Genomic DNA, 12,163 nt, shown 5'->3' on the forward strand with positions numbered 1-12,163 from the left:
ATTATACCGTATATATTATCGCTAAAGCGTGAACTGCAGGCAATTGTCTGTAGTTTTTTATTTAGCTAATCAGAATTTAAAAAAATTAAGTATTATATTCTATAGAAAAGGGAAATATCACAGAGTACATATCGGAAGGTGGGACAGTATGGAAAACTTTAGAATTGAAAAAGACACACTTGGTGAGGTACAAGTACCTTCAGAAAAATACTGGGGTGCACAGACCCAGCGGAGTAAAGAAAATTTCAAAATTGGAACAGAAAAAATGCCAATAGAAGTTATTTATGCTTTGACCAATATAAAAAAGGCAGCTTCACTAGTTAACAATCAGCTGGGTAAATTAAACTCAGAAAAAATGACAGCAATCCAAAATGCCTGTAATGAAATTCTAACTGGGAATTTTGATGATCAATTCCCACTTGTGGTCTGGCAAACCGGTAGCGGGACACAAACAAATATGAACGTTAATGAGGTAATTGCTAACAGAGCAAATGAATTATTAAGGAGTCAAAATAGCGAGGAAAAAGTACATGCGAATGATGATGTTAACATGTCTCAAAGTTCTAATGATACGTTTCCTTCTGCGATGCACATGGCAGCTTACCAGTTTTTAAACGTGAACTTAATTCCAGCATTACAGGAACTAAAAAGTGCACTAATTAGTAAGGAAAAGGAATTCGAGGGACTTGTTAAGATAGGGAGAACACATTTACAGGATGCAACGCCGATTACATTGGGACAGGAAATAAGCGGTTGGAGAGCAATGCTTGATAAAAATGAAAAAATGGTAAATGAAGTAGGTAAATATCTGCTTGATTTGGCTATTGGTGGAACAGCAGTAGGAACTGGGCTCAATACTCATCCTGAATTTGCTGAAAGAGTAGCAAAAGAAATATCGAATCTAACCAACTATCCATTTAAAACATCCGAAAATAAATTCCAGGCGCTAACAAGTCATAATGAAATAGTGCTTGTTCATGGTTCATTGAAAGCATTAGCAGCAGATTTAATGAAGATTGCTAATGACATCCGCTTCCTTGCAAGTGGTCCAAGAAGTGGTATTGGAGAATTAATTCTTCCTGTTAATGAACCTGGAAGCTCCATCATGCCAGGAAAAGTAAATCCAACTCAAAGTGAAGCGTTAACTATGATTGTTTGTCAAGTGTTTGGAAATGATTTCACAATAGGTTTTGCAGCAAGCCAAGGGAATTTCGAACTGAATGTTTTTAAACCCGTGATCATTTATAATTTCATTCAGTCCATTCGATTGCTTTCTGATGGAATGAGAACCTTCTCCGAAAAGTGTGTAAAGGGGATAGCAGCAAATAAAAAGGTAATTAAAAGTCATCTTGAACAATCACTAATGCTTGTTACTGCTTTAAACCCCCATATTGGTTATGAAAAAGCAGCAGAAATTGCAAAGCTTGCTTATAAGGAAAATTTAACTTTAAAGGAAGCTGCCCAAAAGACAGGATATGTGTCACCCGAACAATTTGATCAATGGATAAAACCAGAAAATATGGTTTAAAATCAAAGTGATCTGCGTCAAAGAAGGACAAGCCCGCAAGAAGGTTTCCAAGATTTAAAATTAAGATACCCCTCTCCGTTAGGAAAGGGGTAATAGCCATTTTATTCAGTTTTATTCTAAAGGTTGTTAATTAACGTTGGAATCCGCCACCAAGTTGTTGTTCTGCCATTGCAACTAGACGTTTTGTGATTTCTCCTCCAACAGATCCGTTGGCACGAGATGTAGTATCAGCACCTAATTGTACTCCGAATTCAGAAGCGATCTCATACTTCATTTGGTCAAGAGCTTGTTCCACGCCTGGTACTAAAAGTTGGTTAGAGTTGTTGTTACTTGCCATAGTTGATAACACTCCTCTTAATAATTTTGGGGTTAGTATGGAATTGAACCACAGATGGAAAAACTTTTCCATTGCCTCCTCGGCATAACCCATATTATTAAAGTTGAATTTTACTTTGATAAATTTTTAAAAAATCAATTTGCTAACTTTCTTTTTTAAGGCTTTTGATGTGTTTCTTTGTTGTTCTGTGCCTTGTACTATCTATTATGGTTAAAACCGCTTCGCTTATTCGTTTTATCCTTAGGTAAGTTATTCCAAAAAATACTCCTTACATACAGAATGGTAAATAACATAAACTACAATCATATTGTTGTACAAAAGGTGGAGAATTATGTCGATTTGCCCAATATGTAATGGCTTTCGGACTATTTATTTAACCTGTGAAACATGTGGGAGTGAAATGTTAGAGAGAGGTCGTATTATGGATTACTACGACGATTATAGTCCATATATGGATATTGATTTAATGAAAATGGAGGATGGATATAAGGATACCTACTCAAATCATAAATGTCCTCACCTTTTTCGTTGTCCAAATTGTGCCAGTGAGGAAGTCATTTTAATAAAAGAATAACCCCATCTAATAATGGGGTTATTCAATAAAATGCTGACTCACCTAAATTGTTGTATTTCTGATATAGTCCAGCATAATGAATTTAGTTCATTAATTATTTGTTTATGGTCGGATTCGCAATTCTGTATCTGCATCAAAGAAATGTGCTTTGTTCATATCAAAAGCAAGTTCTAGTTTATCACCAGGTTTAATATCTGTACGAGAGTCAACACGAGCAACAAAATCTTGATCACCAACACTAGAGTAGATCATTGTTTCTGCTCCAGTTAGCTCAGAAACATCAATAGTAGCAGAAATTTTTGAACCAGCAGAGGCATCAATGAAAATTGGCTCATCATGAATGTCTTCAGGGCGTACTCCTAAAATGATTGCCTTTCCAACATACCCTTGCTCACGAAGGAATTTCATTTTTCCTTCTGGGACAGAAAGAGATTCATTTCCAATCACAAATTTGCCATCCTTAAGCGCACCATTAAAGAAGTTCATAGCGGGTGAACCAATAAAACCACCAACAAAAACATTTTCTGGTTTTTCATACACGTCTTTTGGAGCACCAACTTGTTGGATAATTCCGTCCTTCATAACAACCAACCGTGTTGCCATTGTCATAGCCTCAGTTTGGTCATGTGTAACGTAAATCGTTGTTGTTTGTAAACGACGGTGTAGCTTAGCTATTTCAGCACGCATGGCGACACGCAATTTTGCATCAAGGTTTGAAAGAGGTTCATCCATAAGGAATACCTTAGCATCACGGACAATGGCACGTCCTAGAGCTACACGCTGACGTTGACCGCCTGATAGGGCTTTTGGCTTCCGAGTTAAATATGCTTCTAATCCAAGGATTTTTGCAGCATCCTGAACACGGCGATCAATTTCATCTTTCGGAAATTTACGAAGTTTTAAACCGAAGGCCATATTATCATAAACACTCATATGTGGATATAATGCATAGTTTTGGAAAACCATCGCGATATCTCGATCTTTAGGTGCAACATCATTGACTCTTTTACCATCAATGTAAAAGTCACCTTTTGAAATTTCTTCAAGACCTGCGATCATACGTAATGTGGTAGACTTTCCGCAGCCTGAGGGGCCAACAAAGACAACAAATTCTTTATCATCAATATGAAGATTAAAATCCTCTACTGCTGTTACTTTATTATCATAAATTTTAAAAATATGATCTAGTTTTAACTCAGCCATTTTAAAAGCCCCCTGATTAGTTAGTTCTTAGATTTAGTTTACACAGACAGGCATAAAATCTAAATAGACATTGTGCACAAAGTTAACGCTTTCAAATTAGGCATATTGTTATCGTAACTTTAGCAAAGTGTATATCCATAATTTCTGCTAGCGTATCAGGGAAACTACGCCTAATCATCAACTCGCCAATCGGTTATACTGGATACTTGGATTGCTCATATATTAGGCAGGATAGAAAGACTGTAAAGGCCCCATGAAAATCCTTTAATTGAATCCCCGTTTTATCAGTGAATTTATCAATTCGATATTGTAAGGTATTTCGGTGTATATAAAGTTTTTTTGCTGTCAGACTGGCATTTAAATTATTTTCAAGAAAGAACTTTAAGGTTGAAAACATTTCAGGATCCTCTTTGAAGACTTCGGAAAGGGTTTCATTTAATTTTCCTCTTAGTGATTCTGGGAGATGGAAAGCTAAGTATGAAGGAAAGACACGTTCAAAGGTAAAAAGTTTAACAGTCCTTAAATGGTTTTGTCCAAATGTAAAATACTCTTTTTCCTCTTGAAAATGATAAGATAAATGATCGGAGAACAGGTACTGTTTTCCAATATAAAAGGAAATGTTTATATAAAAGTCACTTTCGAAAGTTTCGATCATCGAAAGAAGTTCCTTCTCTGATAAGGGTAAGAATTTTTGATTCTCTATAACAACCCCACTTTGACCATTTTCCCAAACAATAAGGATTTCATTTGAAAAAAAACCTTTTAAAGCAGCCTCCATTTCAGATTGTTCCACCTCATTACCCGTTATCTGAAATTGAATCAAACGAATATTTATCTCCTTGCAAACTGGAGATTTTCCACTTAAAAATAAAAAGTCATACCAGCTTTTTGTCAGAGAAGAACCGACTGATTTTTTAGGTTCGGCTAACTCCAAAAATGTTCTAAGGATATTCAATTCCTTTTCACTTAAATCGGCTCGAGGGATTGCCATCCATTCATTACGGCTTGAATCAAAAAAGAGATAATATGTTCCAAAAGAGTCCTGTGGGGGAACAGTGAAAAACAGGGCGTTTGGAAATAAAGATTGTAATTTACTAAACATAATCATTCCTCGTCATTTCATAATATATCCATTATACCAATTCTTTGAGATTGAAAAAAGAAAAGGGCTAAAACCATGAGAACTGGTTTTGCCCTTTTAGCTTTTGTATGGCTATTAATCACATTCATATGGAGGCTGTTCTTCAACAAGATCACGCGCTTCTTCAATATTCGTTGAATCTGGGCGGGCATGAACATTACCACCGGCCATACCTTCGTTAATCATTCTGTCAATATCCATATATGTTTTATCTCTTCCTTCATATAAGGAATCACTATTTTTGTTGAATTTTTCTTTATCCATCTATCCTTCTCCTTTCACATTTTCCATATTTCTGTTCTTTATTTTGTGGAAAGGATAAGGTTTTCATACAAAATGTTTATAGTGGTACCCCCATCATTTATTATGAAGATTTTTATTCTAGAAAATCAGTAAGTTTAAGGAATAAGCGGCAAAGTTGCGTTATTTTCCTTTTCTCAATTTCTTCTTCGTCAAAGCTCATGGGTTTGGAGTTTACTTCGTAAATATAATATTTTCCAGCTACGCTAATCCCTGCGTCAATTGAAAATTCACCAAAAAATCCAATCTGCTCTGTTAAGGTCCTTCCAATATGGTCAACTACTGTTTTTATAAATTGATCATGTTCATTTGACCGTAGAAGCTCATAAGAAAGTAATTCCCCTCCATTTGAAAGATGAGTGGTCAGCCCCTGTCCCTGTGATTGCCTAATTCCGATCCCAGTGACTTGATATCCTTCACTTTCGGCATGGGCGAGGATTCTGAAATCAAATCTCTTTCCATCGTATTCTGCTGAATGAATTTCCTCCTGAACAATATAATTTTCTTCAATTAGCACGGATTCCCATTCTCTCCAAAAACTAAGGGGGGTGGGATAGATTTCTCTACTTGAGAGTCCTTCAAGGTGAATTTCTGATTGATTCAAAAGCTTTAATCGGAAAATTCCTTTTCCCCTTGCCGATTGTGTCGGTTTCAAATAGACAGATTGATATTTTTCTAAAAAAGCCTGAAAATTGGTTTGTTTGTGGATCACTTCTGTATTTGGCAAAAATTCTTGCAAAATAGGGTGATTTTGCAAGAGAAGATAAAGAGTATATTTATCAATAAAACATGGATTAAAAAAAAGAATGTTCTTTTCCTTTAATTTCAACAAAACTGAACAATAATCTTTATCTTGCTCTAATTTTCTGAAGGGGACCCGGTTATAGACAAGGTCAGGAAAAGGCAACTTTACCTTCATCCAATTATCACGGTCAGGTAAATAGATATAGCCACTTATAAAATTATCCTTAACTCCATCAGGAGTAAAAATAAAGCTTATTCCATGATATGAAATAAGCTTTTTTTGCAGTTCCCTAAAAAGAGGGCCGTTCCCGGCAATCGTTCCATCCCTTTTTCTTGCTGACATTATCCCAATAAGCGGCCCTATATGTTTGTTTTTAATTTTTAAATTGAAGCTGGTATCTTCTAAATTGCCTTTTTGTTGCTTTGAGATGATTTCTTTTTCCCCACCCATGGTAATCACTGTTTCATAATTGGTATGATACCAATTTGCGGATGTGCTGTCATAGAATAGTTTCATTTGAAAATTTCCTCGGGATAAAGAATGGATTGTTCGGTTAGAAAGACGGCAAAAGCAATCGATAATTTCCGTGTTAATAAATCAAATTTTTTTAAGTCTGGATGAGTAAAAATCGATCTACCTGGTTTCGAGTTTGCTTCGAATAACCATATATCACCGTTCAGGTCAATTCCTAAATCAAAACCGATCTCCCCGATGATCCCCTCCATATTTCTCTCTAAAGCTTTACTGAGTAGGAGTGCTGCTTCAGTTAGTTTTTCTGAAAAAAGCTTGCTTTTTTCCTCCGGAAATATTTCCTTAAGAGTCTTAACTTCTCCTCCACTTCGTACGTGGGTCGTTACGCTTCCGAGTCCGGCAATTTTCGCAGCAATGGCAGTTAAATGCCAAGTTCCCTCCGCATCTTTATTTGTATGAACTCGAAAATCTATCGAGCGCTTTTCGGTTTTTAATAAATGAATTCCTTGCTGGACAATCATGCTCCCAAGGCTTTTGTTGGTAAATACAGAATGAAAAAGGCCTTCAAGACTAGTGAATTTCCGCAAACGATTTACACCTTCACTATCCCGATACCGGCAGAAATAAGCACCGGTTTGTTTATCGTAAATAATTTGATGTACACCAAGGCCAAGGCTTCCGTTTATAGGTTTCACGTATACGTGACCATAGTTTGAGAGCATTGTCTCAATAGAAGAAAAGGAGGTAAAGGGATGAGTTTCTGGTAAATAATTCGTTACAGAATCTTCTTGCTGTAATCTCTCGTAAATATCAAGCTTATTGAAAAATCCTGGATTATACCAGGGAATAAGATAATCCTTCTGCAAACGATCCTTCACTTTCTTTAATGATGGATTTCTTTCGCTTTTTCGATTCGGCAAACGGTCATAAATGACATTCGGAAAGGGAATATCAATTACTTTCCAATTGTTTTCGTGGTAAAAATACCCCTTTATTTGTGCTTGATCCCAATCAATATGCTGTTCTCCAAAAACAAAGGGAAGGGCGCCAACAGATTTATTCACTGAAAGAAGCTTAGCAAAGATCGAAGAGCGTTCACCAATTGGCTTTAATGGAAAAGGAGTGAACCCCGCAGTGAAAATCCCAATTAATGGCCCGATAAAGAGTGTTTGATCTTGAAAAAATAGGTGCAAAGGAATTTCAAAGTTAGGAAATTGAAGGATATCTCTAATTTTTTTGCTTATTACAATTCGATCCTTTTTTTCAGGATGGGCAAGAAAGTCCACATCTAATGATTTCGAACCGAAAGCAATTTTTTTGATTGATTGATTGCTCATTATAGCTTGCGGGCAAAGAACAATCATTTGATCATTATTCGCTACTTCAATCAGATAGCGTTTTCGCATGATAATTCTTCCTTTCACTTTGATGAGACAAAGTTAGAAATTTCCCGTATAGAAGTGGGGCAAGATATAATTTTTCCTTCAACTCAGGTGCGGTGCTTAACACAACCTTTCTTCCTGGCTTGGAATTAACATCTAGAATCCAAATAGATCCATTCTTCGCCATCCCAATATCAACTCCGAGCTCAAACAATGGCATAAATTCTTTTTCCAGCAATTTAGGAAGATTCGTTTTAATATATTCTAACTCATTGCAAATAAACTCTTTGGATGTGTTGGGAAGGGTTGCCGACCATGTTTCGAAGTCAATGACAGAACCACCTGCACTTAAATTTGAAAGAATCCCACCTGTACTTCCTTTTCGTATTCCCTTTCCTCGTTCTGTCCAATTTCCAAATTCATCTTTTTGAAGCAGGATTCGAATGTCGAATGGTTGAAATTCATTATTTGATAATTCTAAGTAAGGTTGCAAAAGATATTTGCGGTGCTGAAGTAATTGCTTTAACCACTGGCTAAGTTTTGCTTCATTTGGAAAAATTCTCGAGATAATTTGCTTTTGTTTTTCAGTTTTTACATTGAACGATTTATCGTTTTTCTTTACATAGTAAATCCCATAACCTTGTGAACCATTAATGGGTTTTAAAATAAGTTTTTTCTTTTTTGTTAGCTCATTTAAGACTACTGAAATATCTGAAATAGGCTCTGAATGGGCCAAATAAGGGGATAAAACAGTGTTTTTTAAGACTTCATACAACTCAAGTTTATTTGGCAAGCCATATCCTAAAAATGTGAGATCTTCTCTGCTCTTTAACCAGGACACAATGGGAATGCATTGCTTGGAATGATCGTCATCCCCATAGAAGCAGCGATCATAAAGAATAGCCGGAATTGGAAACTCCTGTTCTATCCAATAGCAACTTTCAGGATCATATTTTTTTCCTTTAACAAGTTGCGTGATTGGATCAATCCGGGAGGGAATGAAGTGGAAACATTCAATATCAAGAGCAGTTGCCCTGATGGCCATTTCATTAAAGTAAGTCATTTCACTATCCATCGTTAATGTCATAATCCCAAATGTAATCAAAAGATTAATCCTCCTTTACTCTCGGTGTATCTAAAGCTAGTTTTGTACAAAATTGGATGATAGCTTTGGCAGATGGCCTTATTTTTACTGTATTTTCCTCGAAATTTTTGGAAGGCTTTGAGTTAATTTCAATCAGCCAAACTCTTCCATCTTGATCGACTCCGATATCAATTCCAAGTTCACCTGTAATTCCAGTAAATTGGCTACAAATAATAGTAGCAGCCTCAATTGACAGTTCTTTCATCATAAAAACAATCTTTTTTGCTATTTCTTTTTCAAATAATGGGCTTAACGCAATTAATGGTTTCGTTATTTCTCCGCCCCTGGCAATATTGGAAACAAATTGCGATTCAGCTGAGATCCTTGCAACGAGTGAAGTTACTTCCCACAAATCCTTTTTATTTTTATGACATAATACCCTAAAATCCATTGACCTAGATTGATGGGTGGCAAGGGGAATTCCTTGTTGTATAATATAAATTCTATTATGAAGATGCGGTTTTAATTGATGAAAAATTTCATCAATCGATTCTTTTTTTATGATAAAGTCTGAATCGATATTTAAAGTGGACTGAAAAACAAAATGGTTTTCTTCTTTTCCTAATTTAATAATGTTTCTTCCTTGACTTCCATGAATTGGTTTAATAAAAATAGTATGATACGTTTCAATTAATTCTTTTAAATTCTCTTTTGAAAAGATACGTGTTTCCGGGATATAGGGATGAATTTTTTCTTCTAACATTAATTTTTCATAAACTTCCCACTTTGACAGGAACCGATCATTAAAAAAGGGAATATTCAATTGTTCGAGAATTTTTCGGAATGATTTAAAACTAGCGACCTGTTCAAGTCTACGGGAATGAATTCGATTATAAATTACCTCAGGCAGTGGAAGTTCCGAATATACCCATTTTCCGTTTTCAAAATGGTATCCATTGGCTCCAGTATCCGAAAAATCCTTATAGGAAAATACATAAAAAAAACCGCCTAATTCAGAAAATCCTTGATGGAGTTCCTCGCAAAATAAGTGGATCGTTCGAAAATTTGGTTCTTCTTTGTCTGTATTAAAATCAGTTAATAGCCCCACCACTGGGCCAAGATGAAGACAATTGTTTTCTATAGTGTATTTTGCTAGGAATTTATACGTTTGCATTGGCAATGAAAAATTGCTGAAGATTTGTTCAGGGAGATGGATCTCATTTTGGGATACATCTGCAATGTCTATTTTTACAGTAATGATTTGATTTCCGATCGAAAAACGTAAATCGCTGTTTTTTTCAATACATAAACGATCCAATAATCGACTAGATAGTTGAATTTTTATATCTTTTTTGGTTGCTACTTTCTTTGGAATTAACAAAATAGGGGTTACGGCAACAGACATAATCACTCCTCATTTTTTTGAAAATAGTAAGCAAAAAATAGGCAGAAGCTGATACAGTATCGTATGAATAGGCGGCCGCGGTTGTGATAATAACTAGTTATTATTAAAGAAAAATGAACCACCTCGCAATTATTTGCATAGTTTGTTATAGTTTTATTGAAGTGTATTTGTAAAAGGAGTGAAATCAATGGCAGTAAATTTATATGATGCAGCCTACGGACTTGAGACTGCAATTCGTCAAAGCGAAGAGTATACACAATTAAAACAATCGTATGCTGATGTAAATGCTGATGATTCAGCAAAAAAGATGTTTGACCATTTTCGCCAAGTTCAAATGGACATTCAGCAAAAACAAATGATGGGTCAAGAAATCTCGCAAGCAGAAGTGGAACAGGCACAGCAAATGGTTGCTCTTGTCCAAAAAAATGAAAAGATTTCAAAGCTTATGCAAGCAGAACAACGAATGGGTATGGTTATTGGTGAATTGAACCAAGTTATCATGAAACCTTTAGAAGAACTATACGGAAAATAGAAGTTTAAAACTTTAAGGCCTTCGGTTAAATAAACCGGAGGCCTTTTAAGCTAATCAGAAATTATATTCATAAATTCTGCAAGCGCATAAGTGCAACTAGGCTATCGCCGGCGCCTTAAGGCTTGGCGCTAGCCAAGTTTTCTTTAGCTTTTAACAATATAAAATTCTAAAAAAATGTATTCCCCCTACAAAAAAGCCATGTTCTATAACCTGAAAAAAAATCATAAAAGTGTTATAAGGATAACTTCACCAAGAACAGGGGGCAACAAAATGATTTATCGCTTACTTGCGTTAAATATTGATGGAACGCTTCTCCAGTCAAATGGTAAACTCCATAAATCGACTAGGGATGCTGTAGAATATGTTCAACAAAAAGGGATCTTTGTTACACTTGTTACTTCACGTAGTTTTCCATCAGCTCGAAAGGTTGCAAGAGCGTTAAAAATTAAAATACCACTCGTGACACAACAAGGTGCATATATCTCCGGTGCCCAAGAAAAACCTATTTATGTGAAAAGAATAAATGAAGAAGTAACGTATGATACTGTCCGCTTTTTAGAAGAGTTTCCATGCCAAATACGATTGGTGAACGAGCAATTTTCGCTAGCAAATAAGTTGAAGATAAACAATGATTTGCTAGTTAAAACGGTTTTTACATCTGGTGACCCGGTTTTTTACTCGCAGCAATTTGTTCCTTCATTAAGTGAAGCATTGCATGACCAGCCGCTGACTCCTTCAAAAGTCGAGGTTTATTTTGAAGAAGAATCTGATCTGCAAGATGCCAAAAAGGCATTAAGTAAAATGTATAATGAAATTGATTTAATTCAACTTGATGCTCTAAGGATGGATATTGTTTCATCTGGCATATCTAAATTAAGTGGATTAGCCTATTTAGGTAATCAACTTGGAGTTTCAAAAAATGAAATGGTGGTAATTGGTGATAGCTTGGATGATATTCCGATGTTAGAAGCGGTTAGTCTTGGAGTTGCCATGGGCAATGCAAGTATTGAAGTGAAAAAAGCTGCTGATTGGATCACTAGATCCGAAAATGAACATGGTGTCGCATATATGGTAAAGGAACATTTTCGAAAACAGCAGCCAATTGAGTTTCTAAGAAAGATGAATATTATTAAGAAATAAACCATTAAAGATATCATAGGGAGCCTGTGATATCTTTTCTGTTTTTTTTGATAGGCTTAGCCTTTCTTAAGAATGAAATAAAAGGAGCTTTCCTTTAGGTGACGTACAACGGTGGGTTTGTTCTGTTAGAGATTTTTCGGATAATAGTTTTAAGCCTATTTCTTTTGCTGCTTCATCATTAGTAGCCTGGAATGCTTCATCTAAAATTTTTTCGCCATTAGGCATAAAAGCTGTTAATTTGTAGGTATTCATTGATTATCCTCCTTTAATTTAAAAAGATATGATACTATTATTTTTACATAATTGTGAAAATCATGCAAA

At 35.5% G+C, this 12,163-nt stretch carries 13 protein-coding genes; 4 read left to right on the forward strand and 9 right to left on the reverse strand.

Features of this window, described 5'->3' with window-relative positions:
* Positions 1-148: 148 nt before the first annotated feature.
* Positions 149-1,528 carry a class II fumarate hydratase gene (gene fumC, locus RCG20_RS15935; RefSeq protein ID WP_308181090.1) on the forward strand — a complete coding sequence of 460 codons (1,380 nt, stop codon included), beginning with the start codon at positions 149-151 and terminating at the stop codon, positions 1,526-1,528.
* A gap of 130 nt (positions 1,529-1,658) precedes the next feature.
* Here the strand turns inward: fumC and RCG20_RS15940 are convergent, their stop codons facing one another.
* On the reverse strand, positions 1,659-1,865 hold the full coding sequence (locus tag RCG20_RS15940) for an alpha/beta-type small acid-soluble spore protein (RefSeq protein WP_308184375.1): 207 nt from the start codon (positions 1,863-1,865) through the stop codon (positions 1,659-1,661).
* A 331-nt stretch (positions 1,866-2,196) separates the two neighbouring features.
* On the opposite strand from RCG20_RS15940, the gene RCG20_RS15945 reads away from it, so the two are divergent.
* Positions 2,197-2,439, forward strand: coding sequence for a hypothetical protein (locus RCG20_RS15945; protein WP_308181091.1), 243 nt, complete (start codon positions 2,197-2,199; stop codon positions 2,437-2,439).
* Positions 2,440-2,541: 102 nt separating this feature from the next.
* On the opposite strand, the gene RCG20_RS15950 is transcribed toward RCG20_RS15945, so the two are convergent.
* From RCG20_RS15950 to RCG20_RS15980, 7 genes are all read right to left on the reverse strand, one after another.
* The gene (locus RCG20_RS15950; protein WP_308181092.1) at positions 2,542-3,642 is read right to left on the reverse strand and encodes an ABC transporter ATP-binding protein; all 1,101 of its coding nucleotides are present in this window, start codon (positions 3,640-3,642) and stop codon (positions 2,542-2,544) included.
* 193 nt (positions 3,643-3,835) lie between these two features.
* A complete protein-coding gene (locus RCG20_RS15955; RefSeq protein WP_308181093.1) occupies positions 3,836-4,744 on the reverse strand; it encodes a PucR family transcriptional regulator in 909 nt (302 codons plus the stop codon).
* A 114-nt stretch (positions 4,745-4,858) separates the two neighbouring features.
* A complete protein-coding gene (locus RCG20_RS15960; protein ID WP_308181094.1) occupies positions 4,859-5,047 on the reverse strand; it encodes a hypothetical protein in 189 nt (62 codons plus the stop codon).
* A gap of 112 nt (positions 5,048-5,159) precedes the next feature.
* A complete protein-coding gene (locus RCG20_RS15965; RefSeq protein ID WP_308181095.1) occupies positions 5,160-6,344 on the reverse strand; it encodes a YheC/YheD family endospore coat-associated protein in 1,185 nt (394 codons plus the stop codon).
* Positions 6,341-7,705, reverse strand: a complete 1,365-nt coding sequence (locus RCG20_RS15970; protein ID WP_308181096.1) for a YheC/YheD family endospore coat-associated protein — start codon at positions 7,703-7,705, stop codon at positions 6,341-6,343. Before RCG20_RS15970 ends, RCG20_RS15965 begins: the two co-directional genes overlap by 4 nt.
* Positions 7,683-8,786 (reverse strand): YheC/YheD family endospore coat-associated protein, encoded by a 1,104-nt coding sequence (locus RCG20_RS15975; protein WP_308181097.1) that lies wholly within the window; start codon positions 8,784-8,786, stop codon positions 7,683-7,685. The genes RCG20_RS15970 and RCG20_RS15975 overlap by 23 nt, the downstream gene beginning before the upstream one ends.
* A 4-nt stretch (positions 8,787-8,790) precedes the next feature.
* A complete protein-coding gene (locus tag RCG20_RS15980) occupies positions 8,791-10,170 on the reverse strand; it encodes a YheC/YheD family endospore coat-associated protein (RefSeq protein WP_308181099.1) in 1,380 nt (459 codons plus the stop codon).
* Between the two features lie 187 nt (positions 10,171-10,357).
* Here RCG20_RS15980 and RCG20_RS15985 point away from each other — a divergent pair, with 187 nt between their 5' ends.
* Together RCG20_RS15985 and RCG20_RS15990 are read left to right on the forward strand one after the other, a co-directional pair.
* Positions 10,358-10,702 (forward strand): YlbF/YmcA family competence regulator, encoded by a 345-nt coding sequence (locus RCG20_RS15985; protein ID WP_308181100.1) that lies wholly within the window; start codon positions 10,358-10,360, stop codon positions 10,700-10,702.
* A 270-nt stretch (positions 10,703-10,972) separates the two neighbouring features.
* On the forward strand, positions 10,973-11,842 hold the full coding sequence (locus RCG20_RS15990; protein ID WP_308181101.1) for a Cof-type HAD-IIB family hydrolase: 870 nt from the start codon (positions 10,973-10,975) through the stop codon (positions 11,840-11,842).
* 66 nt (positions 11,843-11,908) lie between these two features.
* Here the strand turns inward: RCG20_RS15990 and RCG20_RS15995 are convergent, their stop codons facing one another.
* Positions 11,909-12,094, reverse strand: a complete 186-nt coding sequence (locus RCG20_RS15995; protein WP_308181102.1) for a YhzD family protein — start codon at positions 12,092-12,094, stop codon at positions 11,909-11,911.
* Between the last annotated feature and the right edge of the window lie 69 nt (positions 12,095-12,163).

It is taken from the genome of Neobacillus sp. PS3-40 (assembly GCF_030915485.1).
Classification (GTDB): Bacteria; Bacillota; Bacilli; order Bacillales; family Cytobacillaceae; genus JAUZPL01.